At 72.9% G+C, this 26,453-nt stretch carries 24 protein-coding genes and 1 tRNA gene; 23 read left to right on the plus strand and 2 right to left on the minus strand.

Going from position 1 to position 26,453, the window contains the following annotated elements; genetic code table 11:
- Positions 1-136 precede the first annotated feature (136 nt).
- The 3 genes from ABD220_RS09510 (at position 137) to ABD220_RS09520 (ending at position 2,446) form a co-directional block, all read left to right on the plus strand.
- Positions 137-1,075, plus strand: coding sequence for an ABC transporter permease (locus tag ABD220_RS09510; RefSeq protein WP_344121974.1), 939 nt, complete (start codon positions 137-139; stop codon positions 1,073-1,075).
- A 3-nt stretch (positions 1,076-1,078) separates the two neighbouring features.
- Complete coding sequence (locus ABD220_RS09515; RefSeq protein ID WP_344121975.1) at positions 1,079-1,906, plus strand: ABC transporter ATP-binding protein; 828 nt, start codon at positions 1,079-1,081, stop codon at positions 1,904-1,906.
- A gap of 168 nt (positions 1,907-2,074) precedes the next feature.
- Positions 2,075-2,446 carry a hypothetical protein gene (locus tag ABD220_RS09520; protein WP_344121977.1) on the plus strand — a complete coding sequence of 124 codons (372 nt, stop codon included), beginning with the start codon at positions 2,075-2,077 and terminating at the stop codon, positions 2,444-2,446.
- Positions 2,447-2,547: 101 nt separating this feature from the next.
- On the opposite strand, the gene ABD220_RS09525 is transcribed toward ABD220_RS09520, so the two are convergent.
- A tRNA-Arg gene (locus ABD220_RS09525) sits at positions 2,548-2,623 on the minus strand.
- A 105-nt stretch (positions 2,624-2,728) separates the two neighbouring features.
- Between ABD220_RS09525 and argS the strand changes: the two genes are divergently transcribed.
- From argS to ABD220_RS09570, 9 genes are all read left to right on the plus strand, one after another.
- Positions 2,729-4,399 carry an arginine--tRNA ligase gene (gene argS, locus ABD220_RS09530; protein WP_344121979.1) on the plus strand — a complete coding sequence of 557 codons (1,671 nt, stop codon included), beginning with the start codon at positions 2,729-2,731 and terminating at the stop codon, positions 4,397-4,399.
- A 4-nt stretch (positions 4,400-4,403) separates the two neighbouring features.
- The gene (gene lysA, locus ABD220_RS09535) at positions 4,404-5,852 is read left to right on the plus strand and encodes a diaminopimelate decarboxylase (RefSeq protein WP_344121981.1); all 1,449 of its coding nucleotides are present in this window, start codon (positions 4,404-4,406) and stop codon (positions 5,850-5,852) included.
- Positions 5,853-7,172 carry a homoserine dehydrogenase gene (locus ABD220_RS09540; protein ID WP_344121983.1) on the plus strand — a complete coding sequence of 440 codons (1,320 nt, stop codon included), beginning with the start codon at positions 5,853-5,855 and terminating at the stop codon, positions 7,170-7,172.
- Between the two features lie 120 nt (positions 7,173-7,292).
- Positions 7,293-8,402 carry a threonine synthase gene (gene thrC / locus ABD220_RS09545; protein WP_344121985.1) on the plus strand — a complete coding sequence of 370 codons (1,110 nt, stop codon included), beginning with the start codon at positions 7,293-7,295 and terminating at the stop codon, positions 8,400-8,402.
- A 6-nt stretch (positions 8,403-8,408) separates the two neighbouring features.
- Entirely contained in the window at positions 8,409-9,359 is a 951-nt protein-coding gene (thrB, locus tag ABD220_RS09550) for a homoserine kinase (protein ID WP_344121987.1), read from the plus strand.
- 325 nt (positions 9,360-9,684) lie between these two features.
- Complete coding sequence (gene rho / locus ABD220_RS09555) at positions 9,685-12,006, plus strand: transcription termination factor Rho (RefSeq protein WP_344121989.1); 2,322 nt, start codon at positions 9,685-9,687, stop codon at positions 12,004-12,006.
- A 127-nt stretch (positions 12,007-12,133) separates the two neighbouring features.
- Positions 12,134-13,216 carry a peptide chain release factor 1 gene (prfA, locus tag ABD220_RS09560; protein WP_344121991.1) on the plus strand — a complete coding sequence of 361 codons (1,083 nt, stop codon included), beginning with the start codon at positions 12,134-12,136 and terminating at the stop codon, positions 13,214-13,216.
- Between the two features lie 13 nt (positions 13,217-13,229).
- Positions 13,230-14,129, plus strand: a complete 900-nt coding sequence (prmC, locus tag ABD220_RS09565) for a peptide chain release factor N(5)-glutamine methyltransferase (RefSeq protein WP_344121993.1) — start codon at positions 13,230-13,232, stop codon at positions 14,127-14,129.
- Complete coding sequence (locus ABD220_RS09570) at positions 14,126-15,175, plus strand: L-threonylcarbamoyladenylate synthase (protein WP_344121995.1); 1,050 nt, start codon at positions 14,126-14,128, stop codon at positions 15,173-15,175. The genes prmC and ABD220_RS09570 overlap by 4 nt, the downstream gene beginning before the upstream one ends.
- A gap of 28 nt (positions 15,176-15,203) precedes the next feature.
- Here ABD220_RS09570 and ABD220_RS09575 read toward each other — a convergent pair whose 3' ends face one another.
- Positions 15,204-16,175, minus strand: coding sequence for an NAD-dependent epimerase/dehydratase family protein (locus ABD220_RS09575; RefSeq protein WP_344121996.1), 972 nt, complete (start codon positions 16,173-16,175; stop codon positions 15,204-15,206).
- Positions 16,176-16,366: 191 nt separating this feature from the next.
- On the opposite strand from ABD220_RS09575, the gene ABD220_RS09580 reads away from it, so the two are divergent.
- From ABD220_RS09580 to atpA, 11 genes are all read left to right on the plus strand, one after another.
- Positions 16,367-17,278, plus strand: coding sequence for a glycosyltransferase (locus ABD220_RS09580; RefSeq protein WP_344121998.1), 912 nt, complete (start codon positions 16,367-16,369; stop codon positions 17,276-17,278).
- A complete protein-coding gene (locus ABD220_RS09585; protein ID WP_344122000.1) occupies positions 17,278-18,120 on the plus strand; it encodes a glycosyltransferase in 843 nt (280 codons plus the stop codon). The genes ABD220_RS09580 and ABD220_RS09585 overlap by 1 nt, the downstream gene beginning before the upstream one ends.
- Positions 18,121-18,199: 79 nt before the next feature.
- Positions 18,200-20,104, plus strand: a complete 1,905-nt coding sequence (locus tag ABD220_RS09590) for a polysaccharide biosynthesis protein (protein WP_344122002.1) — start codon at positions 18,200-18,202, stop codon at positions 20,102-20,104.
- Positions 20,101-21,219 (plus strand): MraY family glycosyltransferase, encoded by a 1,119-nt coding sequence (locus ABD220_RS09595; RefSeq protein WP_344122004.1) that lies wholly within the window; start codon positions 20,101-20,103, stop codon positions 21,217-21,219. The genes ABD220_RS09590 and ABD220_RS09595 overlap by 4 nt, the downstream gene beginning before the upstream one ends.
- On the plus strand, positions 21,216-21,728 hold the full coding sequence (locus ABD220_RS09600) for a hypothetical protein (protein WP_344122006.1): 513 nt from the start codon (positions 21,216-21,218) through the stop codon (positions 21,726-21,728). Before ABD220_RS09595 ends, ABD220_RS09600 begins: the two co-directional genes overlap by 4 nt.
- Entirely contained in the window at positions 21,715-22,113 is a 399-nt protein-coding gene (locus tag ABD220_RS09605) for an AtpZ/AtpI family protein (RefSeq protein ID WP_344122008.1), read from the plus strand. Before ABD220_RS09600 ends, ABD220_RS09605 begins: the two co-directional genes overlap by 14 nt.
- Positions 22,114-22,146: 33 nt before the next feature.
- On the plus strand, positions 22,147-22,941 hold the full coding sequence (gene atpB / locus ABD220_RS09610; protein ID WP_344122010.1) for a F0F1 ATP synthase subunit A: 795 nt from the start codon (positions 22,147-22,149) through the stop codon (positions 22,939-22,941).
- A gap of 117 nt (positions 22,942-23,058) precedes the next feature.
- Positions 23,059-23,262 carry an ATP synthase F0 subunit C gene (gene atpE / locus ABD220_RS09615; RefSeq protein WP_017833261.1) on the plus strand — a complete coding sequence of 68 codons (204 nt, stop codon included), beginning with the start codon at positions 23,059-23,061 and terminating at the stop codon, positions 23,260-23,262.
- A gap of 47 nt (positions 23,263-23,309) precedes the next feature.
- Positions 23,310-23,861, plus strand: a complete 552-nt coding sequence (locus tag ABD220_RS09620) for a F0F1 ATP synthase subunit B (protein WP_344122015.1) — start codon at positions 23,310-23,312, stop codon at positions 23,859-23,861.
- Positions 23,861-24,673 carry a F0F1 ATP synthase subunit delta gene (locus ABD220_RS09625; protein WP_344122018.1) on the plus strand — a complete coding sequence of 271 codons (813 nt, stop codon included), beginning with the start codon at positions 23,861-23,863 and terminating at the stop codon, positions 24,671-24,673. The genes ABD220_RS09620 and ABD220_RS09625 overlap by 1 nt, the downstream gene beginning before the upstream one ends.
- Before the next feature lie 147 nt (positions 24,674-24,820).
- Positions 24,821-26,446 (plus strand): F0F1 ATP synthase subunit alpha, encoded by a 1,626-nt coding sequence (gene atpA, locus ABD220_RS09630; RefSeq protein WP_344122020.1) that lies wholly within the window; start codon positions 24,821-24,823, stop codon positions 26,444-26,446.
- Positions 26,447-26,453: the final 7 nt, after the last annotated feature.

The following is a 26,453-nucleotide window of genomic DNA, read 5'->3' on the forward strand; positions in this document are numbered from 1 at the left end:
GCCGGGCCGGCGCCGGCGCCCGGTGACCCCGGACGCCGGCCCCCTGACCACCGCGGCATCCCCTCCCGGCGGAGGCGCGCCCGCCCGATCGGCGGACGGCCCCCGTCTCCCACCAACCAGAACGGATCCAGCAGAAGTGATAGCCGGTATCGAACTCGGACTGCTCTACGCGGTCATGGCGCTGGGCGTCTACCTCACGTTCCGGGTGCTCGACTTCCCCGACCTGACGGTCGACCAGTCCTTCACCACGGGCGCCGCCACCACGGCGATGATCATCCTGGGCGGCGGCAGTCCCTGGCTCGCCACCGCCGCCGGCTTCGTGGCCGGCGCGCTCGCCGGGCTCATCACGGGCCTGCTCCACACCAAGGCCCACATCAACGGCCTGCTCGCGGGCATCCTCACCATGACCGCGCTCTACTCCATCAACCTGCGCGTCATGGACGGGCGCGCGAACCTGTCGCTGCTGCGCGAGGACACCGTCTTCACCCCGCTCGCCGAGGCGGGCGTGCAGGGGACGTGGATCGGCATCGCCCTGTTCCTCCTCGGGGTGGCCGTGGTCAAGGTCCTCCTCGACTGGTTCCTCTACACCGACGCCGGTCTCGCCATGCAGGCCACCGGCGACAACCCGGAGATGATCCGCTCCTTCGGCGTGAACACGGACCACCAGAAGATGCTGGGCCTGTGCCTGTCCAACGGGCTCGTGGGGCTCGCCGGGTCCCTCGTGGCCCAGTACCAGGGCTTCGCCGACATCGGCATGGGCATCGGCCTCATCGTCGTCGGGCTCGCCTCCGTGATCCTCGGCCAGGGGCTCTTCGGCTCGCGCACGGTCGTGATGGCGACCCTGGCCGTCGTCCTCGGCTCGATCGTCTACCGCCTGGTCATCACCGTGGCGCTGCAGGCGGGGCTCAACCCGTCCGACATGAAGCTGATCTCCGCGGTCCTCGTGGTGGCCGCGCTCGTGGTGCCGCAGCTGCAGTTCTTCAGGCGCCGCCGCGAACGGCACCTGGCGAGCGAGGCGGCGCGTCTCGTCGACGACCTCACCGACACCCCCGCGACCACGAAGGCAGGTGCCTGAGAAGTGCTCACCATCGACAACGTCCACAAGACGTTCTTCGCCGGGACCGTCAACGAGCGGCGGGCCCTCGCCGGCGTCTCGCTGACCCTGCAGGAGGGCGACTTCCTCACCGTCATCGGCTCCAACGGCGCCGGCAAGTCGACGATCCTCAACGCCATCTCCGGGACCCTGATCCCGGACACGGGCACGGTGCGGGTCGACGACACCGACGTCACCCGGCTGCCCGAGCACAAGCGCGCCCGCTACCTGTCCCGCGTGTTCCAGGACCCCATGAAGGGGTCGTCGCCCACCATGACGGTCGAGCAGAACATGGCGATCGCGTTCCAGCGGGGGAAGTCCCGGGGGCTCGTCCCGGGCCTCACGAACGCCCGCCGCCAGCTGTTCCGCGACAAGCTGGCCAGCCTCGAGCTGGGCCTGGAGAACCGGCTGGGCGCCAAGGTGGGCCTGCTCTCCGGCGGCCAGCGACAGGCCCTGTCCCTGCTCATGGCGACGTTCTCCGAGCCGCGCATCCTGCTGCTCGACGAGCACACGGCGGCCCTCGACCCGCAGCGCGCGGACCTCGTCTCCCGGCTCACCGCGGACATCGTGGCCGAGCAGAACCTCACCACGGTGATGGTCACGCACAACATGGACCAGGCGCTGCGCCTGGGCAACCGGCTCATCATGATGCACGAGGGCCGGATCCTCTTCGAGCTCGACGCCGCCCAGAAGCAGTCGATGACCGTGCCCGGCCTGCTCGAGCAGTTCCGCCGGCTGCAGCCCGGGGCGGGGCAGGACGCGTTCGACGACGCTACGCTGTTCGAGAGCGTCAAGACCGAGGACGGTTCCTGACCGGCCGGCACCGGCCGACGGTCCACGACCGGCACGGACGACGACGGGGCGGGCCGGACACGGCCCGCCCCGTCGCACGTCGCCGGGCGGACCGCCCGGTCCCCGTCCACCAGAGCCCGTCCCGCAGCCGGCCCAGCAGCGCGCCCAGCAGCCAGGAGAACAGCCACCGTGAGCCAGACCCCCGACCCGCAGTACGCCCGCCGACGCACCGGGGGGTGGCTGATGGCCGTGGGCGTGGTGGCGCTGTTCGTCTCCACGTTCACCGTGCCCGAGGCCATCCACCACCTGGCGCGCGTCTCGGTGGACGAGGGGACGGGCCTGAGCGGGCGCGCGGTGGTGACCATCGTGGTGGGCGCCGTGACCCTGCTCGGCGGAGGCGCCCTGGCGATCGCCGGGTTCAGCTGGCGCCGCTCGGCGGGGGAGGGCCCCAGCCAGGAGGACCGGCTGCTCGACGAGCAGTTCGGCGACGGACCCGTGCGCCCCTACGACCCCGACGAGTTCCGCGGTCCAAGGCGCCGGGACCCCGGCGCCGGGGACTGACGAGCCTGCCGCTGCGGCGCCCGGCCGCCCGCGGCGCCCAGCGTCCGCGGGCGGGCACGACGAAGGCCCCGGCCCGTTCGGTCCGGGGCCTTCGTCCCGAGTGGTGCCCGCGGTAGGATTCGAACCTACGGCCTTCTGCTCCGGAGGCAGACGCTCTATCCCCTGAGCTACGCGGGCCTTTCACCGCCTCAGCGATGAACCTCGACGATACTAGCAGGTTTCCCGGGGTGCTCGTCGACCGCCCCGCACGGGCGCTCCACGGCGCCCGGTTACACTGGTCCGGTGACTCCAGAACAACTTTCTCTCGCCGTATCCGCATGCCTGCAGGAGGCCGTGGCCCGGGGCGACCTCGCCCTCGCCGACGGCGCCCGGCTGCCGGAGGTGCGGATCGAGCGACCGAAGAACCGGGAGCACGGGGACTGGGCGACCAACGTCGCCATGCAGCTCGCCAAGAAGGTCGGGCGCGCCCCGCGTGACGTCGCCGCCGTGGTCAGGGACCGCCTGCAGGACACCGCGGGCGTGGCCGCCGTCGACGTGGCCGGCCCGGGCTTCCTCAACATCACCCTGGACGCCGCCGCCGCCGGGGAGATCGCCCGCACCGTCGTGGAGCAGGGCGAGGCCTTCGGGCGGACGCGGTCGCTGGCCGGGACGTCCGTGAACCTGGAGTTCGTCTCCGCGAACCCCACCGGACCGGTCCACCTGGGCGGCACCCGCTGGGCCGCGGTCGGCGACTCCCTCGCCCGCGTGCTCGAGGCGCAGGGCGCGGACGTGGTGCGCGAGTACTACTTCAACGACGCCGGCGCGCAGATCGACCGCTTCGCCCGTTCCCTGCTGGCCCGCGCCCAGGGCGAGCCCGCCCCCGAGGACGGCTACGGCGGGGAGTACATCACCGACATCGCCGCCCGGATCGTCGCCGAGAACCCCGGCGTCCTCGACTCCGGGGACCCCCAGGAGGCGTTCCGCGCGGCGGGCGTCGAGCTGATGTTCGCCGAGATCAAGTCCTCGCTGCACGACTTCGGCGTGGACTTCGACGTGTACTTCCACGAGCAGTCCCTGTTCGACAACGGCGCCGTGGAGCAGCTCCTCGAGCAGCTGAAGACCTCCGGCGCCCTCTACTTCGCGGACGGCGCCTGGTGGCTGCGCTCGAGCGCCTACGGCGACGACAAGGACCGGGTGGTCATCAAGTCCGACGGCCAGGCCGCCTACATCGCCGGGGACATCGCCTACTTCAAGGACAAGCGGGACCGCGGGGCGGACCTGTGCATCTACATGCTCGGCGCCGACCACCACGGCTACGTGGCCCGGCTCAAGGCCGCAGCCGCGGCCCTGGGCGACGACCCCGCCCGGGTCGAGGTGCTCATCGGCCAGATGGTCAACCTCGTCAAGGACGGTGCGCCCGTGCGGATGTCCAAGCGCGCCGGCAACGTGGTGACCATGGAGGACCTCGTCGAGGCCGTCGGCGTCGACGCCGCCCGGTACTCGCTGACCCGCTTCTCCGTGGACTCCAACATCGACATCGACCTGGGCCTGCTGACCCGGCGCTCCAACGAGAACCCGGTCTTCTACGTCCAGTACGCCCACGCCCGCACGTGCGCGGTGGGGCGCAACGCCGAGGCGGCGGGCGTCGCCCGCACCGACGAGCAGGGGGAGGCCGTGTTCGACGCGTCCCTGCTCGACCACCCCATGGAGGGGGAGCTGCTGGCCGCCCTCGGCCAGTACCCCTCGGTGCTCGCCCAGGCCGCCGAGTTCCGCGAGCCGCACCGGGTGGCCCGCCACCTCGAGGTGATCGCCGGGACCTACCACCGCTGGTACGACGTCTGCCGCGTGGCACCGCAGGGCGAGGACGACGTCACCGACCTGCACCGCACCCGCCTGTGGCTCAACGACGCCGCACGCCAGGTCCTGGCCAACGGCCTGGGCGTGCTGGGCGTGTCGGCCCCCGAGAGGATGTGACCGGATGACCGCCGACCCGACGACCCGCACCGGGGGCTCGCCCCTGGCGCCGCAGTGGCTCAGCGTGCCCGCGGACCTCGACGCGCTCGATCCGGCCATCTGGCCGGAGGCGTTCCGTCGTGACGCCGAGGGCGTGCTGACCGTGGGGGGGATCCCCGCCACGGAGCTCGCCGAGCGCTACGGCACTCCTTCCTACGTCTACTCCGAGGACACCTTCCGGGCGCGCGCCCGGGAGTTCCGTGCCGCCTTCACCGAGGCGTTCGCCCGGATCGGGGCGGAGGTCTCCGTCTACTACGCCGGGAAGTCCTTCCTGACCACCGAGGTGGTGCGCTGGATCCGCGAGGAGGGTCTCAACGTCGACACCTCCTCGGGCGGGGAGCTGGCCGTCGCCCTGCGCGGCGGCATGGAGCCCGCCCGGATCGCGCTGCACGGCAACAACAAGTCGGCCGCCGAGATCACCCGGGCCCTCGACAACGGGCTCGGGCGGATCGTGGTGGACTCGCTGGCCGAGATCGAGCTCGTCGCGCACCTGGCGCGCACCCTGGGCGTCGTGGCGCCGGTGATGCTCCGGGTGACCCCCGGGGTGCACGCCTCCACGCACGAGTTCATCGCCACGGCGCACGAGGACCAGAAGTTCGGGCTGTCCCTCGCCGTGCCCGAGGGCGGCGGGGACAGCCCCGCGATGCAGGCCGTCGCCGCGTGCGTGGTGGACCCCGACCTCGACCTGCGCGGGCTGCACTGCCACATCGGCTCCCAGATCTTCGACGCCGACGGCTTCGGGAAGGCGGCCGAGCGGGTCCTCGCCTTCATGGCGCAGGCCGACGAGCGCTTCGGGCTGACCTTGCCGGAACTGGACCTCGGCGGCGGCTACGGCATCGCCTACACGGAGGCGGACACCCCGCGCCCGGCGCGCGAGATCGCCGAGTCCCTCGCGGACCAGGTGGCCGCCACGGCGCGGTCCCTGCACATGGCGGTCCCGCACCTGTCCATCGAGCCCGGACGCGCCATCTCCGGGCCGGCCGCGTGCACCCTCTACACCGTGGGCACCCTGAAGACGGTCACGGTGGAGTCCGGCGCGCAGCGCCGGTACGTCTCCGTGGACGGCGGGATGAGCGACAACGCCCGCCCCGTGCTCTACGGCGCGGACTACACCGCCGTGCTCGCCAACCGCCGGGCCGAGGGCGCGCCCGTGCTCTCCCGGGTGGTCGGCAAGCACTGCGAGTCCGGGGACGTCGTGGTCCGCGACGTCTACCTGCCCGAGGACCTGGCCCCCGGGGACGTCCTGGCCGTGCCCGCCACCGGCGCCTACTGCTGGGCCCTGTCCAGCAACTACAACTGGATCGCCCGCCCGCCGGTCGTCGCCGTGCGCGCCGCCGGGGACCGGCCGGAAGCCCGGCTCATCGTGCGGGGCGAGACCGAAGATGACCTGTTCGCCCGCGACCTGGGAGCCTGATTGACCGCGACCCCTGAGACCACCCGCCCGCCCTCGACCGTGAAGGTCGCCCTGCTCGGTGCCGGCAACGTCGGCGCCGAGGTGGCCCGGACCCTGCTCGAGCACGGCCCCGAGTTCGCCGCCCGCGTCGGCGCCCCGGTGGAGCTCGTCGGCATCGCCGTGCGGGACCTCGCCGCCCGGCGGACCGTCGAGCTGCCCGAGGCGCTGCTCACGACCGACGCGGAGGCCCTCGTGGACGCCGCGGACGTGGTCATCGAGCTGACCGGTGGCATCGAGCCGGCCCGCAGCCGCATCCTGCGGGCCCTGCACGGGGGCAAGCCGGTGATCTCGGGCAACAAGGCCCTCATCGCCCGGCACGGCCGCCAGCTCCAGGACGCGGCCGACACCGCCGGTGTGCCCCTGTCCTACGAGGCCGCGGTGGCCGGGGCGATCCCCATCGTGCGCCCCATGCAGGACTCCCTCGCGGGGGACCGGGTGGACCGTGTGCTGGGCATCATGAACGGCACCACGAACTACATCCTCGACCAGATGGACACCACGGGCGCGCAGTTCGAGGACGCCCTCGCCGAGGCGCAGCAGCTCGGCTACGCCGAGGCGGACCCCACCGCCGACGTGGAGGGCCACGACGCCGCGGCGAAGGCCGCCATCCTCGCGTCCCTGGCCTTCCACTCGACCTTCACCATCGACGACGTGTACTGCCGCGGCATCACCGGCGTCACCGCCGCGGACGTCGCCGCCGCCCGCGAGGCCGGCTACGTCATCAAGCTCCTGGCGGTGTGCGAGCGCTGCTCGGGCGGCGTGAACCTTCGGGTGACCCCGACCATGATCCCGCGGGAGCACCCGCTGGCCGGCGTGCACGGGGCCTACAACGCCGTGTTCGTCGAGGCCGCGAACGCCGGCTCACTCATGTTCTACGGCGCGGGCGCCGGCGGTGCCGCCACCGCCTCGGCCGTGCTGGGCGACTTCGTCTCGGCCGCGCGCCGGCTCGTGCTCGGCGGCCCGGCCCAGGGCGCGGACCCCCACGCCCAGCTGGTTGCCGCGTCGATGGACGACGTCCGCACGAGCTTCTCGATCACCCTGACGGTCCAGGACCGGCTCGGCGTCCTGGCACGGATCGCCCAGGTCTTCGCCGACCACGGCGTGTCGATCTTCACGATGCAGCAGACGGACCACCCGCACGGCGACCCGCAGCTGTCGGAGATCCGGCTCGTGACCCACCGGGGCGCGAACAAGGACCTCGTGGCCACGGTGGAAGCCCTGCGCGAACTGTCCTTCGTCGAGGACGTCGCCGGCGTGATCCGCGTGGAGCACGCCGACTGAGGCCCCCGGCGGTGCCGCCCGCGGACCGGGCGGCACCGCCTCCGAGCGGGCACCGCCGCACGCACCCGCACCGCACGAGCACCCCCCGAACCATCGAGTCCACAGGAAGAGATCCAGCACATGGCACACGTCTGGCAGGGCGTCATCAACGAGTACCGGGACCGCCTTCCGGTCTCCGGCTCCACCGAGGTCATCACGATGGGGGAGGGCGGCACGCCGCTGATCCGGGCGCGCGCCCTGTCGGAGCTCACCGGCAACACCGTCTGGCTGAAGTTCGAGGGCATGAACCCGACGGGCTCGTTCAAGGACCGGGGCATGACCATGGCCATCACCAAGGCCAAGGAGGAGGGGGCCGAGGCCGTCGTGTGCGCCTCGACCGGCAACACCTCCGCCTCCGCCGCGGCCTACGCCAAGCAGGCCGGGCTCACCTGCGCGGTGCTGGTGCCCGAGGGGCGGATCGCCATGGGCAAGCTCTCGCAGGCCGTGGCGCACGGCGCGGACATCATCCAGGTGGACGGCAACTTCGACAACTGCCTCGAGGTGGCCCGCAAGCTCTCCGAGTCCTACCCCGTGTTCCTCGTCAACTCCGTGAACCCGTACCGGATCGAGGGCCAGAAGACCGGGGCGTTCGAGGTGGTCGACACCCTCGGCGACGCCCCGGACCTGCACATCCTGCCGGTGGGCAACGCCGGCAACATCACCGCGTACTGGAAGGGCTACCAGGAGTACGCCCGGTCCTACGACTCCCCGACGGCGGGGGAGCTTCCTGCCGTCTCGACGAAGCTGCCCGAGATGTGGGGCTTCCAGGCCGAGGGCGCCGCCCCGCTGGTCCTGGGCCACCCCGTCACGGAGCCCGAGACGATCGCGACCGCCATCCGGATCGGCAACCCCGCGTCCTGGGACTCGGCGATCGCCGCCCGTGACGAGTCCGGCGGGCTCATCGGCTCCGTCTCGGACGACGAGATCCTCGCCGCCCACCGGTGGCTCTCGGCCCAGGAGGGCGTGTTCGTCGAGCCGGGCTCCGCCGCGGGCGTGGCCGGCCTGCTCCAGAAGCACGCCGCAGGGGAGGCCCCCACGGGACGGACGGTGGTCATCACCGTGACCGGCCACGGACTCAAGGACCCGCAGTGGGCGATCAAGGCCGCCGAGCGGGAGGACCCCGCGCTGGTCGAGCCGCAGCGCGTGCCCTTCGACGTGGTGGCCGTCGCCGCCGCGCTGGGCCTGGAGTAGGCCCGGATGTTCGAGATCGGCCAGCGGGTGGCGGTGAGCGTGCCCGGCTCCACCGGCAACGTGGGTCCGGGCTACGACAGCCTGGGCCTGGCACTCGCTCACTACGACGACCTCACCGTGACCGTGACCGGCGGCGGGCTGGCCTTCGAGCTGCACGGGGAGGGCTCCGCGTCCGTGCCCCGGTCCGCGGAGCACCTGGTGGTCCGCGCCATGCGGGCCGCCTTCCGGGCCGCGGGCGTCGAGGAGCTGCCGGGACTGCGGCTCGAGGCGACCAACCGGATCCCGCACGGCCGCGGCATGGGCTCGAGTGCCTCGGCCGTGGTGGCCGGCGTGCTCGCGGCGAACGCGCTGCTGCCGGCGGAGCGCGTCCTCGACGACCAGCGCCTGCTCCAGGTCGCCGCCGCGATGGAGGGCCACCCGGACAACGTGGCCCCGTCCCTCTACGGGGGCCTGGTGATCTCCTGGACCGGCGCGGACGGCTACCGCAGCGTCCCCGTGACCGTCCACGAGGACGTCGTGCCGGTGGTCGCGATCCCCGACTTCGAGGTGCCCACCCGCCTCGCCCGGTCCCTGCTGCCCGCCACCGTCCCGCACCACGACGCCGCGGTCAACGCCGGACGGACCGCCCTGCTCGTCGAGGCGCTCACGCGGCGCCCCGAGCTGCTGCTGCCGGCCACCGAGGACCGGCTGCACCAGCCGTACCGGTCCTCCGCCATGCCTCCGAGCGCCCGGCTGATGACCGCGCTGCGGGAACGCGGGCTGCCGGCCATGATCTCCGGGGCCGGCCCGACCGTCCTGGTCCTCGCCGGTGACCGGCACCAGGCGGAGGAGACGGAGTGGGCCCTCGCGCAGCTCGTCGCGCACGGGACGGATTCCGTCTCCTGGCGTGTCCTCCGTCTGCGGGTCGACGGTCAGGGTGCTAAGCTGGAGAGGCACCCGCAGCAGATCCAGGGGTAGGAGGCCGCGCCCGGCGCGGCGAGGACAGCGGGCATCATGAGGGGCAGCGCCCCGGTCGGATGCCCTGGGGTCCTCGGCTCCACCGCCTCAGATCCTCCGGTGATCCCCCGCCGGCACCGGCTTCTTCGATGCCGGCGGCGCACCGGCCCGCACAGACACGGACCGGAGCACACCATGATCTCCGGGTGACACCCTGTTCGCCCAGGCTGCCGCGCCCTGAAGTGCGCCCCGCCGCAGGCGGCCCGCGCTCGCGGCCCGCCGGGAACCATCCACGGTCCTGGACTCTGAGATCCATGGGCCCCCCACCGAGGGAGAAGGACACTTCGTGACCGAGACCACCGACCTTTCCACGGGTACGGAAGAGACCACCACCAGCGACCCCCGGAACGCGGGCCTGTCCGCGCTCAAGCTGGCCCAGCTCCAGGCGCTCGCCTCCCAGCTGGGGATCACCGGCGCCCGCCGGATGCGCAAGAGCCTGCTGGTCGACGCGATCGCCGCCCACCAGCGCGGCGGAGCCGTCGCCGACCGGGACCAGGCCGTCGAGGAGAAGATCGCGCAGACGGTCGAGAAGACCGCCGACGGCAGCGCCGGTCAGGGCACCGCCCCGGCTGCCGCGACCACCGGCGAGGACGTCCCTGCGGCGCAGAGCGCCGACGGCCAGCCGCAGCGGCGCTCGCGCTCCCGCCGCGCCACGAGCACCGGCGTGGTGTCCGCCGCCGAGCAGCAGGGCTCCGCGCAGCAGGGCTCCGCGCAGCAGAGCACCGATCAGCAGAGCACCGTGCAGGAGAGCGCCGTGCAGGAGAGCGCCGCCGAGCAGCAGCCGGCCGAACGTCCTGCGGCGTCCTCCGAGCAGGCCGCTCCTGCCGAGGAGCCCTCCGGCGCCGAGGCCGAAGGCGCCCGCAACCGCAACCGCAGCCGCCGCAACCGCAACCGCGACGACAACGGCCAGAACAACACGGGCCAGAACGGCGCGGGCCAGAACGGCGCGGGCCAGAACGGCGCGGGCCAGGACAACGGCGGCCAGGACGCCGGTCAGGGGACCGACGAGCCGCGTTCCTCGGCGGAGGGCCGTGACGACGACCAGTCGAAGCAGGACCGCAGCCGCAACCAGAACCGCGGCCAGGACAACCGCCAGGACAAGGGCGGCCAGGACAAGGCCGGCCAGGACAAGGGCGGCCAGGACAAGGGTGACGGCCGCAACCGGCGGGACAACCGCTCCGAGGGCGGGAAGTCCCAGGACGGCAACCGCCAGGACAAGGCCGGCCAGGACAACCGCCAGGACAAGGGCGGCCAGGACAAGGCCGGCCAGGACGGCGACGGCGGCAGCCGCCGCAGCCGTCGCAACCGCAACCGCAACGACCGCGACCGGGACCGCAGCGACCGCAATGACCGCAACGACCGCAACGACCGCGCCGAGCGCAACGAGCGCCGCAACCGCCGCGGCCGCAGCACCGGCCCCGAGGTCGACGACACGGAGTTCACCGAGGACGACGTCCTGCTGCCCGTCGCGGGCATCCTGGACGTCCTCGACAACTACGCGTTCGTGCGCACCTCCGGCTACCTCCCCGGCCCGAACGACGTCTACGTCAGCCTCGCGCAGGTCAAGAAGCACAACCTGCGCAAGGGCGACGCCGTGGTCGGCGCCATCCGCGCCCCCCGCGACGGCGAGCAGCAGAACAGCACGCGGCAGAAGTTCAACGCGCTGGTCCAGCTCACCACGGTCAACGGCAAGAAGACCGAGGAGAACAAGGACCGCGTGGACTTCGGGAAGCTGATCCCGCTGTACCCGCAGGAGCGGCTGCGTCTCGAGACGGAGCCCAAGAAGATCGGGCCCCGCGTCGTCGACCTGGTCGCCCCCATCGGCAAGGGCCAGCGCGGCCTGATCGTCTCCCCGCCGAAGGCCGGCAAGACGCTGATGCTGCAGGCGATCGCGAACGCGATCACCACGAACAACCCCGAGGTCCACCTCATGATGGTGCTCGTCGACGAGCGCCCCGAGGAGGTCACGGACATGCAGCGCACGGTCAAGGGCGAAGTCATCGCCTCGACCTTCGACCGCCCGGCGGACGACCACACCACGGTCGCCGAGCTGGCCATCGAGCGGGCCAAGCGGCTCGTGGAGATGGGCATGGACGTGGTGGTCCTCCTGGACTCCATGACCCGGCTGGGCCGCGCCTACAACCTCTCGGCCCCCGCCTCCGGCCGCATCCTCTCCGGCGGCGTGGACTCCGCGGCGCTGTACCCGCCGAAGAAGTTCTTCGGCGCGGCCCGCAACATCGAGAACGGCGGCTCGCTCACGATCCTGGCGACCGCCCTCGTGGAGACCGGCTCCAAGATGGACGAGGTCATCTTCGAGGAGTTCAAGGGCACCGGCAACATGGAGCTGCGCCTGTCCCGCTCGCTCGCGGACAAGCGGATCTACCCGGCCGTGGACGTCAACTCCTCCGGCACCCGCCGCGAGGAGAACCTCCTCTCCCCGGACGAGATCAAGATCATGTGGAAGCTGCGCCGCGTCCTCTCCGGGCTCGACCAGCAGCAGGCCCTCGAGCTGCTCACGAACAAGCTGCGGGACACCCAGTCCAACACCGAGTTCCTGCTCCAGGTGCAGAAGACCACGCTCTCGGCCCGCGCCGAGAGCGACCGCTAGCACGCCCGCAGCCGCCGCGCCCCGGTCCGGATCCCCGGACCGGGGCGCGGCGGCGTCGTCGTGCCCGGGCCCCGCCCGCGCGCGACCCGACCGCCGTCGTCACCGCCGCCCGATGAAGGAGCATCCCATGCCGGACCCGATCCAGTCCCTGCTCGACGAGCACGCCGAGCTGCAGCGGCAGCTCGCCGATCCCGCCGTGCACGCGGAGCAGGGCAAGGCCCGCCGCCTGGGGCGGCGCTACGCCGAGCTCAACGGCATCGTCGAGGCGCACCGCCGGGTGCACCGCCTCGAGGAGGACCTCGGGGCGGCCCGTGAGCTCGCCGCCGAGGAACCGGAGTTCGCCGAGGAGATCCCGGCCCTCGAGGAGCAGCTCACGGCGGCCCGCGAGAAGCTGCGGCGGCTGCTCGTCCCGCGGGACCCCGACGACGGGCGCAACGTGATCCTCGAGGTCAAGGCGGGGGAGGGCGGCGACGAGTCCGCGCTCTTCGCCGGGGACCTGCTGCGCATGTACCTGAAGTACGCGGAGGTCCGCGGCTGGAAGACCGAGTTCATCTCGACCAACGACTCCGACCTGGGCGGTTACAAGGACGTGCAGGTCGCGATCAAGTCCAACGCCACGGACCCCGCCGAGGGCGTGTGGGCGCGGCTGAAGTACGAGGGAGGGGTGCACCGCGTGCAGCGGGTGCCCGTCACCGAGTCCCAGGGCCGGATCCACACCTCGGCCGCGGCGGTGCTCGTCTTCCCGGAGGTCGACGAGCCCGAGGAGGTCGAGATCAGCCAGAACGACCTGAAGATCGACGTCTACCGCTCCTCGGGGCCCGGCGGCCAGTCCGTGAACACGACCGACTCCGCCGTCCGCATCACCCACCTGCCCACGGGCATCGTGGTGGCCATGCAGAACGAGAAGTCGCAGCTGCAGAACCGTGAGGCCGCGATGCGGGTGCTGCGGGCGCGCATCCTGGCCCATCAGCAGGAGCAGATCGACGCGGACAACGCCGCGCAGCGCCGTTCGCAGGTCCGGACCATGGACCGGTCCGAGCGGATCCGCACCTACAACTTCCCCGAGAACCGGATCAACGACCACCGCACCGGGTACAAGGCGTACAACCTCGACCACGTCATGGCGGGGGACCTGGAACCGGTCGTGCGCTCGGCGATCGAGATGGACGAGCAGGCCCAGCTCGAGGCCATCGGCCAGCAGGACGACTGAGCGGGGACCCGGGATGACCAGGTCGCTGGGCCAGGCGGTGCGCTGGGCGGAGCGGGTGCTCGCCGAGGCGGGGATCGACTCCGCGCGCACCGACGCGCTGCTGCTCGCCGGGCACCTCACGGGGCTGTCCCGGGGGGAGGTCGAGGCGCGGGCCATCATCGGCGGTGACGAGCCCGAGGGCTACGCGGAGCTGGTGGCCGAGCGCGCCCGCCGGACCCCGCTGCAGCACCTCACGGGCGTCGCGCACTTCCGCTACCTGACGCTGGCCGTGGGACCGGGCGTGTTCGTGCCCCGGCCCGAGACGGAGACCGTGGTGCAGGCCGTGGTCGACGAGCTGCGCGACCAGCTGGCCGCGGGCGTGCACCGGCCGCACGTGGTGGACCTGGGCACCGGCTCCGGGGCGATCGCAGCCTCGGTGGCCCACGAGGTGCCGCAGGCGCGCGTGCACGCCGTGGAGCTGTCCGGGTCCGCCCACGCGTGGGCGGCGGAGAACCTGCGCGGGACGCGCGCGGAACTCGTCCGGGGCGATCTGCGCACGGCGTTCCCGGAGCTCGAGGGACGCTGCGACGTGGTGGTCTCCAACCCGCCGTACATCCCCGCGGACGCGGTCCCGCGCGAGCCGGAGGCCCGGGACCACGACCCGGAGCTCGCCCTGTACGGGGGCGGGGAGGACGGGCTCGAGATCCCCCGGGCCGCCCTGGCCTCGGCCGTGCGGCTGCTGCGCCCCGGGGGATTCTTCGTCATGGAGCACGCCGAGGTGCAGGCTGGCGCCGTGGCCCAGGCGTTCCGGGCCGCGGGGTTCGAGGACGTGGTGGGCCACCAGGACCTGACGGGCCGGGACCGGGCCACGGCCGGCCGGACGCCCCCCGGCGGCCGCGCGCGCACGGCCGGAGTGGGAGAATGGACGCCGTGAACCACACCGTCTACGACTGCAGCAGCATCGCCCAGCGCACCGCCGGGCTCAAGCACGCGGCGCGTGCCCTCGCCGCCGACGCGTGCGTGGTCCTGCCCACCGACACCGTCTACGGGATCGGGGCCAACGCCTTCTCCGCCCGGGGTGTCGCGACCCTGCTCGCGGCCAAGGGGCGGTCGCGGGCCATGCCCCCGCCCGTGCTCATCGCCCACGCCGGGGTGCTCGACGGCCTCGCGGACGAGGTCTCCGAGGACGCCCGCGCGCTCGCCCACGCCTTCTGGCCCGGCGGGCTGACCCTCATCCTGCACGCCCACCCGTCCCTGGGCTGGGACCTGGGGGAGACCCACGGGACCGTGGCCCTGCGGGTCCCCGACGACGAGCTCGCCCAGGCGCTGCTCATCGAGAGCGGCCCGCTGGCCGTGTCCTCGGCCAACCGCACCGGCCACCCGGCCGCGTCCACGGCGCAGGCCGCGGTGGACATGCTCGGGGACTCCGTGGAGCTCTACCTGGACGGCGGCCCGCGACCCGTCGGGGGTGCCGCCGGCCGGGACCCGGTCTCCTCCACGATCGTGGACTGCACGGGGGAGACCCCGCTGCTGGTGCGCCACGGCACCGTGAGCCTCGCCCGGCTGCGGTCCGTCGTGCCCTCGGTGGTGCCGGCGGACGGCGACGAGGAGCTCGACGGCGCCCCCGTGCCGGACGCCGGACCGGCGGACCCGGCCGCCCAGCGCCCGGCGGGCGCGGGCTCGCACGCGGTGGGCCGGCCCGATCCGGAGGCGGGTCCACCCGCCGCGGAGCCGGCCGTCCCGGCGAACCGGGATGCCGCCGCCCCGGCGGACCAGCAGCCCCCGGCTCCCGGTCCGGCGCGGGCCGCGGCCGCACAGGGCCTGGCCGCCGCGCTCGTGGCGCGCTCCGCGACGGGCCCCCGGCCGGCCGTGGACCAGGACCGCACGCGCGTCCGGCCACCGGGCACGCCGGGGGAGCCGCGACCCCTGCCGGTCGACGAGGCCGCCCGGCTCGTGGCCCGGGGCAACGGCGGCGTCTGAGCGCCGCCCCGGAGCGCCCCGGCGGAACTCAGCCGCGGCCGGCGGCCAGGTGCGCCTGGCGCAGCACCTCGCTGATCCGCGGCTCGGGGACCGCGTCGTGCTCCTCGGCCCAGCCGCGCACCTGGCGCTGGCCGAACCACGTGACCTCGAGCCGGCGGAGGACGCCGTGCCAGCGGTTCCCGGCCAGGGCCGAGACCGCGAAGCCGGCGTCCAGCACGAGCCGGCACAGCAGCGCGGGGAGGTGGCGCGGCTCCCGCCGGCCCGCGTCCCGCAGGACGGAGCCGGTGGTGGCGCCCTCCCAGGGCTGGAGCACGACCGGCGGCAGCGCCTCGCCGTGGCGCCCGACGCGGGAGACGAACTCGGCCAGGGCGTGCACGGAGGTGACCGGGATGTGCGCGGAGCCGTTGCCGGCCACCGAGCTCAGCGGCGAGGACGCGAAGCGGGCCAGCCGCGCCGTGGTGCGCCGCCCCGAGCCCTGCAACGAGGTGGCGCGCAGCACCGTGATCGCGGGCGAGCCCGGCTGCGCGGCCCAGTCCCGGCGCAGCTTCAGCAGCGCGCTCTCCCCGAGCGCCTTGGAGAACGAGTACGGGGAGAAGGGCCGGACGGTGGCCGTCTCGTCGAGGAGGTCGGTGTGGCCCTGTACGGCGGCGGAACTGATGTGCACGACCCGCCGCACGCTCGTGCGCCGGGCGGCCAGGGCCACGAGCACCGGCAGCAGGGCGTTGGCGCCCAGCAGCGACTCCTCGTGGGTCTGGTTGGGGGCGGCCAGACCGGCGGCGTTGATCACCACGTCGGCGCCCGCGAAGGACTCGGCGAGGTAGTCGATCACCGACTCGAGACGATGGGCCTGCTCCAGGAGGTGGTGCACCGTGTGAGCGCCGGACGCCAGGCGGGGCGCGGAGACCGGGACCACCGTCTGGCCGTCCGCCTGCAGCCGGGCCACGGTCGCGGAACCCACGAACCCCGTCGCCCCCAGGACTGCCCACGTCGTCGATGTCACGGTGCTTCCTCTCTGCCGGTCTGCACCGGTCGCCGTCGTGTCGGACCGGAGCCCTTGCGCTCATCGTACAGATCGGTCCCGGCCGGTCCGCGGGGCGACGCGGCCCGTCCGGGACCGCTTGCTAGACTCGGCACGATCCGGCGCCCACCCCGGCACCGCGCCGGAGCCCGCTACCGCACTGGAGGATCTGCATGCCGTCCGAGTCCGAGCCCAGGGTGGCGGTGGCCTGCGTGACCCAGGACCGGCACGAGGACGTGCTGACGCTGGTGGCCGCGCTGCGGGCGCAGACGGTGCCGGTCGCATCGCTGTGCCTCGTCGACGCGGGCCGCGAGGCGGTGCCCCGGGACGTGCTCGAGGAGGCGATCGGCGGGCGGTTCGAGCTGCACCACGTCCGCTCCCTCGCCAACCTCGGCGGAGCCGGCGGCTTCTCCCTCGCGATCCTCACCGCCCTCGCCTCCGGCGCGGACCGGGTGTGGCTCATGGACGACGACGCCCACCCGGAGCAGCCCGACTGCCTGGAGATCCTCCTGGAGGAGGCCGTGCAGCGGGAGCTCGCCGTGGTCTCCCCGCTGATCGTCGCGCCCCAGGACCACGCCGCCCTGGCGTTCTCCTACCGGCTGGAGGGACGGATCACCCACCGCCGGGCCGAGCTCGAGCCCCTGGGCTTCCTGCCCGGCTACGCCACCTTCTTCAACGGCGCGCTCGTGGCCGAGGACGTGTTCTTCACGGTCGGGCTGCCCGACCTCAAGCTGTTCCTGCGCGGGGACGAGGTCGACTTCCTGGTGCGGCTGCGCCGCTCCGGCCTGCCGTTCGGCACCACCACCCGGGCCGCCGTGGCCCACCCGCCGGGCTGGGCCGAGGAGCACGTCGTGATCCCGGGCAAGCTCAAGGTCGTGGTGCCCGAGACCGCGTTCAAGCGTGCGCACTTCTTCCGCAACCGCGGCTGGACCACCTGGCGCTACAAGCGGGTCGTGCAGCTCGCGGCGGACCTCGTCGGCTACCCCCTGTACTACCTGCGCCGCGGCGACGTGGGCGGCCTCACGTCCTGGGCGGGCCGCTACGTCGGTGGGATGCGCGGCCAGGGGTTCGGCGGGCCGCGGTGATGCCGCCCCCCGCCGCGGAGCTGGAGTTCTCCGTGCTGATGCCCGTCTACCGGGGCGACACCGCGGCGCGGCTGCGCCGGGCGGCGGAGTCGAGCACCGCGGAGCAGCAGCGCCGGCCGGCCGAGCTCGTGGTCGTGCGCGACGGACCCGTCCCCGCGGCCCTCGAGGCGGAGCTGGAACGCCTCGCCCGGGAGCTCCCCGTGCCCGTGGTCCGGGTCGACCTCGAGCACAACGAGGGGCTCACCGCCGCGCTCAACGCAGGCCTGGCGCGGTGCCGGCACGACGTCGTGGCCCGGATTGACGCCGACGACGTCTCCTATCCCCACCGCTTCGCCGTGCAGCTACCGGTGATCGAGGCGGGCGCCGCGGTGGTCGGGTCCTCGATGCACGAGATCGGCGACGACGAGGCCCGCCCGCTGGCCCTGCGCCGGGCGCCGGTGGGGGAGCGGCGGATCCTGGCGGTGTCGAGGCGGCGCAACCCCCTCAGCCACCCCTCCGTGGTGCTCCGCCGCTCCGCCGTGACGGCGGTGGGCGGCTACGAGGACGTGCCGCTGGGCGAGGACTACTGGCTCTGGGTCCGGCTGCTGCGGGCGGGGGCCGACGTCCGCAACGTGCCCGAGCCGCTGGTGGGCTACCGGGTCTCCTCCGGGGCCTACGAGCGCCGCGGCGGGATGCGGATGTTCCGGGCCGACCTGGCCCTGCAGGCCCGCCTGCTGCGGGCCGGGCACGTCGGCTTCCTACAATGGGCGGTGAACGTCGGGGTGCGCGCGGGCTATCGCTTCGTCCCCACCCGGCTCCGGCAGCTCGCCTACCGGGGCATGGCCGGCTCCGGCCGCCGCTGACCGCGGGCCCGCCGCACCGTCCTGCCGCCCGGCTGCGGCACCGACCGCGCGCGGTCCCGACCACGAAAGGAACGACTCGATGAGTGGTGAGCCCGAGCGCACCCCCCGCGCCGCGGCGTCCGCGCCCCCGCCGGGATCCCCGGAGAAGCCGGTGGCCTGGCTGTATATCCAGATGCTCCTGGACTCCGTCGCCTGGATCGCGGCCCTCGTGCTGGCCCTCGTGCTGCGCTACGAGATGGACCTCCAGTTCATCAGCGCCCCCGGGCTGCTGCTGGTGTCCCTGGTGGCCGTGGCCGCCCAGCTCGTCGTCGGCTTCTCCTTCGCCCTGTACAAGGGGCGGTACTCCTTCGGCAGCTTCGACGAGGCCAAGCTGCTCGTGGTCGTCACCCTCATCGTCACGGCGGTGCTCCAGGTGCTGCTCCTGGTGGTGGGCACGAGCATCGGCATCCCACGCTCCACCGCCCTCATCGCCTTCCCGTTCGCCTGCCTGTTCATGGCCGCGTTCCGCTACCTCAAGCGGATGTACCAGGAGGCCTCCGCCCGCCCGGGCGCCGCCGCCCAGCACGTGGTGGTCTACGGCGCCGGCTACCTCGGGACCTTCCTGATCCAGCGCATGATGCAGGACCCGCACTCCGAGTTCCTGCCCGTGGCCCTGCTCGACGACGACCCCGCCAAGAAGCACCTGCGGATCTCCTCCGTGCCCGTGCTCGGCACGCTGCACGACGTCCGGGACGTCATGGCCCGCACCCGCGCCTCCGTGCTCATCGTGGCGATGTCCAACCCGGACCCCCGCATCATGCACCGGGTCGCCGATGCCGTGGCCGGCACCGGTATCCGGGTCATGACGATGCCCCCGCTCGGCGAGGTGCTCACCGCGAAGCACCAGGCCGCGGACTTCCGGGACATCAGCATGGAGGACCTCATCGGCCGCCGCCCCGTCGACATCGACGTCGAGGAGATCGCCGGGTACGTGAAGGGCCGCCGCGTCCTGGTGACCGGCGCGGGCGGCTCCATCGGCTCCGAGCTGTGCCGTCAGCTCGTCGGCTTCGAGCCCGCGGAGCTGATCATGGTGGACCGCGACGAGTCCGCCCTGCAGGGCACCCAGATCTCCATCACGGGCCGCGGTCTGCTCGACGGCCGCGACACCGTCCTCGCCGACATCCGCGACCCCGAGTCCGTCGGGACGATCTTCCGCGAGCGCCGTCCCCAGGTGGTCTTCCACGCGGCCGCCCTCAAGCACGTGTCCCTGCTCGAGCAGTACCCGGACGAGGCGTGGAAGACCAACGTCATCGGCACCCTCAACGTGCTGCAGGCCGCGGAGGAGGCGGAGGTCGAGGTCTTCGTCAACATCTCGACGGACAAGGCCGCCAACCCCACCACCGCCCTGGGCCACTCCAAGCGCGTCGCGGAGAAGCTCACCGCCTGGATGGCGGACCGCACCGGGAACCGGTACGTCTCGGTGCGCTTCGGCAACGTCTTCGGCTCCCGCGGCTCGATGCTCCCCCTGTTCACCGAGCAGATCCGCCAGGGAGGCCCCATCACGGTGACGCACGCCGAGGCCACCCGCTACTTCATGACCATCCCGGAGGCCTGCCAGCTCGTGATCCAGGCGGGGGCCATCGCCCGCGGCGGCGAGGTGCTGATCCTCGACATGGGCGAGCCCGTGCGGATCATGGACATCGCCGAGCGGCTGCGCGTGATGAGCGGGCGGGAGGACATCGAGATCGAGGTCACGGGGCTGCGCCCCGGGGAGAAGCTGCACGAGGACCTCATCGGCCTCGGCGAGCAGGACGAGCGGCCCTTCCACCCCAAGATCTCGCACGCGCGCGCCGACCGCCTCGACCCCGCCCAGCTGGACCGGCACACGTGGAAGGTGCGCGGCGGCATGGTCTACACGGGCACGATCCCCGTGGTGCGGCCGTCCACGCAGCCGCCGCCCACGTCGGTCCAGCGCCCGCGCAGCTCCTCGGGGCGGGTGTCGTGAGCGTGGCCGCGGTCCCGGCCGTGCCGCTCCCGGCCGGGCTGGACCTCACCGACCCGGGCGCCGCCCCGGGCCCGGAGGAGCTGCGCCGGCTCGGGGAGCTCGTGCTCACCGTCGGTGCCCCCGCCCTCGTGCTCAGTCTCCTGCTGCCCCTGGCCGTCAAACCGCTGCTCGCCCGGTGGGGCGTGCTGGACGTCCCCAACGAGCGCTCCTCCCACCACCGCACGGTCGTGCGGGGCATGGGCCTGGCCGTGGCCGTCGCCGTGCTCCTCGCCTACGGCTCCGCCCTGCTCACCGGCGCGATCGAGGTCGACCGTTCCGTCGCGCTCGTGGTCCTCGCCGTCATCGGGCTGTCCGCCGCCCTCGGCTGGGCGGAGGACTACCGGGGCGTGTCCGTGCGGATCCGCCTGGCCGGGCAGCTGGGCATCGGCCTGGCCGCCACGGCCGTCCTCGTCGCGGTGCTCGGCACATCGGCGTGGTGGCTGCCGGTGGGCACCCTCGCGATCGCCGCCTACGTGAACATGGCGAACTTCATGGACGGGATCAACGGCATCTCGGGGCTGCACGGCCTCGCCGCAGGGCTGCTGTACGCCTGGGCCGGCGCCTCCAACGACCTGCCGTGGATGGTCGCCGCCGGCCTGGCCGTGGCGGGCGGCTTCGCCGGGTTCCTGCCCTGGAACCTCGGCCGCGGCACCGTGTTCCTCGGCGACGTCGGCTCCTACCTGCTGGGCGGGTCGCTGGCCGGCATCGCGGTCGCGGGCTTCCTCTCGGGCGTCTACGTCGAGTACCTCCTGCCCCCGCTCGCGGTCTACGTGGCCGACACCTCCGTGACCCTGCTCCGCCGCCTGCGCGCGGGGGAGGCCTGGTACCGGCCGCACCGTCAGCACGTCTACCAGCGGCTGACCGACGTGGGCCTGTCCCACACGGGCTCCGCGCTCGTCGTCACGGCCGCGACCGTCCTCGTGAGCGTCGCCTCGGTCGTGGGTCTGCGCACGGGCCCCGCAGCCACGGCCCTGGCCGGTGCGTTCGTGCTCGCGGTGCTCGCGCTCTACCTCGTGCTCCCCGCCCTGCTCGGTCGCCGGGTGGCCGCCCGCTCCCGGGCGGAGACCCGTCCGTGAGCGCGGCCGCGCTCAGCGCCCTGCTCGGCGCGGGGCTGGTCGCCGCGAGCCACCTGGTCACCGTGCTCGTGGCGCGGGCCACCGCGGGGGCGGAGGGGCCGGTCGCCGCCCCCGCACTGGCCATGACATACGTGCTGAAGGTGCTCCTGCTCGGCTGGGTCCTGCTCACCGTGCCGGCGCCGCCGTGGCTGGCGCCGGGCTGGGTCGCTGCGGGAGTCCTGAGCGCGCTCGTCGTCTCGCTGGCGCTCGCGGCCCGGGCCGGGGCCCGGGGCACCCGATCCGCCCTCGGACCGGTGCTGGCGGCCCGGCGGGCGGAGGCCGAGCACCCGGACGGACCCGGGGCGGCCGCCGGCACCGGCGCCCGGGAGCAGGACGCCCGGGAGCGGGACGGCCGGGAGCGGGACGGCCGGACGCAGGGGGACCCGGAGCAGAACCAGCAGCAGGCGGACCGGGAGCGGGACGACCAGGAGCAGGCCGACAGGAGGCAGGACGACCATGAGCACGGATGACCGCGAGGACGCGGCAGGCCCCGACGGGACACCCCGGCCGGACGCACCCGAGGACGCCCCCGGGACCCGGCGGCACGGACCGCCGGAGACCCCCGGACTGCGCACCGCGGGGGAGCTCGTGGAGGGCGGCGGGCTCTCCGGAGGCCTCACGACACTCCTCTACGTGGTGATCGGGATGGGGTTCTGGAGTTTGGTAGGGTGGGGTGCGGATCGCGTGCTGGGAACCCGGTGGATCGTGGTCCTGGGAGCGTGCATCGGCGCCGCGTCCGGGGTCTACGTCGTGTACCTCCACATGCAGGAGGGGCTCCGTCGGAGTCCGTCCTCCGACGGTGCAGATCCTCACAACCCGCACCAGTCCGGCCCGGACTCGGCGCCCCGACCGTGACCACCGGCCAGAGCACTGCAGAAAGGACCCGCATTGAACGCCGCCCTCATCAGGCTCCCCGCCACCGGAGGATTCACCGCCCCGACCGTCGACGAGATGCACCTGCCCTACTTCTTCGAGGTGGGCACCTTCGGCTTCGGGAAGCACACGCTGCTGGTCCTCCTGTCGGTCGTCCTGATCGCAGGCTTCTTCCTGTGGGCCATCCGCCGCAACGCGCTCGTCCCCTCGAAGTCGCAGTACCTCGCGGAGAGCGGCTACGGGTTCGTGCGCAACCACCTCGGCCGGGACATCATCGGTGAGAAGGAGTTCCGCCCCTACATCCCGCTGCTGTTCACCTTCTTCTTCTTCATCCTGGTGAACAACCTCTTCGGCTCCATCCCGGTGCTGCAGCTGCCGACCCTCTCGCACGCCGGCTCCGCCTACGTCCTGGCCGGCATCGCGTACGTGACCTGGGTCTTCATGGGCATCAAGCGCCACGGCCTCGGCGGCTTCATGGGCAAGATGACCATGCCGCCGGACGTGCCCAAGGTCCTGTACATCTTCCTGATCCCGATCGAGTTCCTCTCGAACCTGATCATCCGCCCGGTCACGCACGCCCTGCGTGTGTTCGCCACGATGTTCGCCGGTCACCTGGCCCTGATGGTCGCGGCATCCATGACGGGCTACCTGCTCTCCCAGGCCAGCGCCATCAGCGTGGTGGCCCTGGGCTCCACGGTGCTCGGCGTGTTCATCTACTTCCTGGAGATCCTGATCCAGGTCCTCCAGGCCTACATCTTCACCCTCCTCTTCGCCGTGTACGTCCAGGGCGCCCTGCAAGAGGGCCACTGATACCGGTGGAAGAACCGGTCCGGCCCCGGCCGGGCCCCGCAGTCCATCCCCGAAATGTTCAGAGCCGACACGGCTACGACGCCCGGCCCCCGGGCACCTAGAAAGGAAATACCCCTCATGACTGGTTCGCTCAGCGCTATTGGTTACGGTCTGGCTGCCATCGGCGGCGGCATCGGCGTGGGTCTGATCTTCGCCGCGTACATGCAGTCCGTCGCCCGCCAGCCGGAGTCGCAGCGCGTGCTCCAGCCGATGCTGTTCTTCGGCTTCGCCGTGGTCGAGGCGCTCGCGATTCTGGGCTTCGTGCTCGCGTTCATCGCCTGAGTGGCTGACCTAGTACACGTCCTTCCTAGAGAACAGGAATCGCGCACATGACACTGTTGCTGGCAGCCGAGGAAGGGGCGAACCCCCTCTTCCCCAATGTCTGGGAGATGCTGATCACCGGCATCGGGTTCCTGATCCTGCTCTTCCTCGTCGTCAAGTTCGTGGTGCCGGCGTTCGAGCGGGTCTACCGTGAGCGCACCGAGGCCATCGAGGGCGGCCTGGCCAAGGCCAAGGCCGCGCAGGCCGAGGCGGCCGCCGCCCGTGACGAGTACAACCAGCAGCTCGAGAGCGCGCGCCTGGAGGCTCAGAAGATCCGCGAGGAGGCCCGCCTCGAGGGCGAGAAGATCCTCGCGGACTTCAAGGACCGGGCCAACGCCGAGTCGGCGCGGATCACCGAGAACGCCCACCGCACCATCGAGGCGGAGCGCTCGGCGGCCGTGGTCTCCCTGCGCAACGAGGTGGGCGCCCTGGCGACCACCCTCGCGGCGAAGATCGTGGGCGAGTCCCTCGACGACGACGCCCGGGCCAATCGGGTGGTCGACCGCTTCCTCGCCGACCTCGAGCAGGAGCAGGAGCGGAACGCAGGTGCGGCGCGGTAATGGCAGACGCAGCGAACGAATTCACTCAGCAGAACGCTCGTGAGGTCGAGCGCTGGGCCGGCTCCGCCAGTCCCGCGCTCGTCCGTGAGCTGTTCGCCGTGCTCGCCGTCCTCGACGAGAACGGCGCTCTGCGCCGTGCGCTGGCGGACCCCTCCTACGAGGGGTCGCAGCGGGAGCAGGTCGTGCGCCGGGTCTTCGCCGACAAGGTCTCCCCGGACGCCGTGGAGATCGTCGCGCACCTCGCCGGCCGCCGCTGGAGCGACGACCGCGAGTTCACCGACGCGCTCGAGCACGCCGGGGTGGCCCTCACCGCGGCGTCCGCCGAGAACCGGGGCGGACTCGAGGGGCTCGAGCAGGTCGTGGACCAGCTGATCGCGTTCAAGGGGGTGCTGGACGGCTCGCACGAGCTGCAGCGCGCCCTCAGCGACCAGCGCGCCGACGTCGAGGCCAAGACCCGGCTGGCGCACCGGCTGACCCCGGGCGCCTCGGACGAGGCCCTGCTGCTCGTGGAGCAGGCCGTGCTCTCGCCGCGCGGCGCCCTCGTGGGCCGTCTCGTCGAGCGCTTCGCGGAGGAGGTCGCGGCCCGCCGCCAGCGGTGGATCGCGCACGTGATCACGTCGCGTCCGCTGACCGAGGACCAGCGCGGACGGCTGCAGCAGCAGCTGAACACGCTGTACGGCAAGGACCTCAAGCTCACCGTGGACGTCGACCCGGCGCTGATCGGCGGGCTCAAGGTGCAGGTCGGCGAGGAGGTCATCGACGGTTCCGTCGCGGCCCGCCTCGACGAGCTGCGCCAGCGGATCGGCGCCTGACCCCAGAGGTCGGTCCGACGCCGCCGTGGGCGCGCGCCACCGCCGGACGGCGGCAGTCGGTGGGCCGGCGCGGCGTTCCGCCACAGATTTGGACTCACGGTCACCGCTGACGGCAGTGATCACGAACTAGGAGAGCAGGGACAGGACATGTCCGAAGTCACCATCAATGCCGACGACGTCCGTAGCGCGCTGAGCGAATTCGCCGCGTCCTACGAGCCCGGCACCGCAGAACGAACCGAGGTCGGCCGCGTCAGCAGCGCCTCCGACGGCATCGCGCGCGTCGAGGGCCTGCCCTCGGTCATGGCCAACGAGCTGCTGCGCTTCGAGAACGGCGTGCTCGGTCTCGCGCAGAACCTCGACACCCGCGACATCGGCGTCGTGATCCTCGGCGACTTCCGCGGCATCGAGGAGGGCCAGGAGGTCCAGCGCACCGGGGAGGTCCTCTCCGTGCCGGTGGGCGACGCGTTCCTCGGCCGCGTGGTGGACCCGCTGGGCGCGCCCATCGACGACCTCGGCCCGATCGAGGCCGAGGGCCGCCGCGCCCTCGAGCTGCAGGCCCCGGGCGTGACGATGCGCAAGTCCGTCCACGAGCCCCTGCAGACCGGCATAAAGGCCATCGACGCGATGATCCCGATCGGCCGCGGCCAGCGCCAGCTCCTCATCGGCGACCGGCAGACCGGCAAGACCGCGATCGCGGTGGACGCCATCCTCAACCAGCGCGCCAACTGGGAGACGGGCGACGTCAACCAGCAGGTGCGCTGCATCTACGTGGCAGTCGGCCAGAAGGCGTCCACCATCGCCGGTGTGCGCCAGACCCTCGAGGACAACGGGGCCCTGGAGTACACGACCATCGTGGCGGCTCCCGCCTCCGACGCCGCGGGCATCAAGTACCTCGCCCCTTACGCCGGCTCGGCCATCGGCCAGCACTGGATGTACGGCGGCAAGCACGTCCTCATCGTCTTCGACGACCTGTCCAAGCAGGCCGAGGCCTACCGTGCGGTCTCGCTGCTGCTGCGCCGCCCGCCGGGACGCGAGGCCTACCCGGGCGACGTGTTCTACCTGCACTCCCGCCTCCTCGAGCGCTGCGCCAAGCTCTCCGACGAGCTGGGCGCGGGCTCCATGACCGGGCTGCCGATGATCGAGACGAAGGCCAACGACGTCTCGGCGTTCATCCCCACCAACGTCATCTCCATCACCGACGGCCAGATCTTCCTGCAGTCGGACCTGTTCAACGCCAACCAGCGCCCGGCCGTGGACGTGGGCATCTCGGTGTCCCGCGTCGGTGGTGCCGCGCAGGTCAAGGCCATGAAGAAGGTCTCCGGCACGCTGAAGCTCGAGCTCGCGTCCTACCGCTCGATGCAGGCCTTCGCGATGTTCGCCTCCGACCTGGACCCCGCGTCCCGGCAGCAGCTGACCCGCGGTGCCCGGCTGATGGAGCTGCTGAAGCAGAAGCAGTACACCCCGTACCCGGTCGAGGACCAGGTCGTGTCCATCTGGGCCGGCACCAACGGCCACCTGGACGAGGTGGAGGTCGCCGACGTGCTCGACTTCGAGCAGGCCCTGCTGGAGCACGTGCGCCGCACCACGAACGTGATGGACTCCATCGTCGGCACCGGCAAGCTCGAGGACGACGCCGTCGCCGCCCTGGAGACGGCCGTCGCCGAGGTCAAGCGCGACTTCCGGGGCACCAAGCACGGGATCGAGCCGGGCCACGAGGAGCACCAGCCCCTCGAGGCGTCCGCGGTCGACCAGGAACGGATCGTCAGGAAGTAACCGGTCG

Origin of the sequence: Kocuria aegyptia, assembly GCF_039530085.1 — a bacterium.
Classification (GTDB): domain Bacteria; phylum Actinomycetota; class Actinomycetes; order Actinomycetales; family Micrococcaceae; genus Kocuria; species Kocuria aegyptia.

Bases quoted from the DNA above. Each gene is read 5' to 3' on its own strand.
- ABD220_RS09590 (WP_344122002.1), top strand. From the start codon at position 18,200: ATGAGTGGTGAGCCCGAGCGCACCCCCCGCGCCGCGGCGTCCGCGCCC.
- atpE (WP_017833261.1), top strand. From the start codon at position 23,059: ATGACTGGTTCGCTCAGCGCTATTGGTTACGGTCTGGCTGCCATCGGC.
- ABD220_RS09585 (WP_344122000.1), top strand. From the start codon at position 17,278: ATGCCGCCCCCCGCCGCGGAGCTGGAGTTCTCCGTGCTGATGCCCGTC.
- thrB (WP_344121987.1), top strand. From the start codon at position 8,409: ATGTTCGAGATCGGCCAGCGGGTGGCGGTGAGCGTGCCCGGCTCCACC.
- ABD220_RS09605 (WP_344122008.1), top strand. From the start codon at position 21,715: ATGAGCACGGATGACCGCGAGGACGCGGCAGGCCCCGACGGGACACCC.
- prmC (WP_344121993.1), top strand. From the start codon at position 13,230: ATGACCAGGTCGCTGGGCCAGGCGGTGCGCTGGGCGGAGCGGGTGCTC.
- lysA (WP_344121981.1), top strand. From the start codon at position 4,404: ATGACCGCCGACCCGACGACCCGCACCGGGGGCTCGCCCCTGGCGCCG.
- atpA (WP_344122020.1), top strand. From the start codon at position 24,821: ATGTCCGAAGTCACCATCAATGCCGACGACGTCCGTAGCGCGCTGAGC.
- ABD220_RS09580 (WP_344121998.1), top strand. From the start codon at position 16,367: ATGCCGTCCGAGTCCGAGCCCAGGGTGGCGGTGGCCTGCGTGACCCAG.
- ABD220_RS09625 (WP_344122018.1), top strand. From the start codon at position 23,861: ATGGCAGACGCAGCGAACGAATTCACTCAGCAGAACGCTCGTGAGGTC.
- thrC (WP_344121985.1), top strand. From the start codon at position 7,293: ATGGCACACGTCTGGCAGGGCGTCATCAACGAGTACCGGGACCGCCTT.
- ABD220_RS09620 (WP_344122015.1), top strand. From the start codon at position 23,310: ATGACACTGTTGCTGGCAGCCGAGGAAGGGGCGAACCCCCTCTTCCCC.
- prfA (WP_344121991.1), top strand. From the start codon at position 12,134: ATGCCGGACCCGATCCAGTCCCTGCTCGACGAGCACGCCGAGCTGCAG.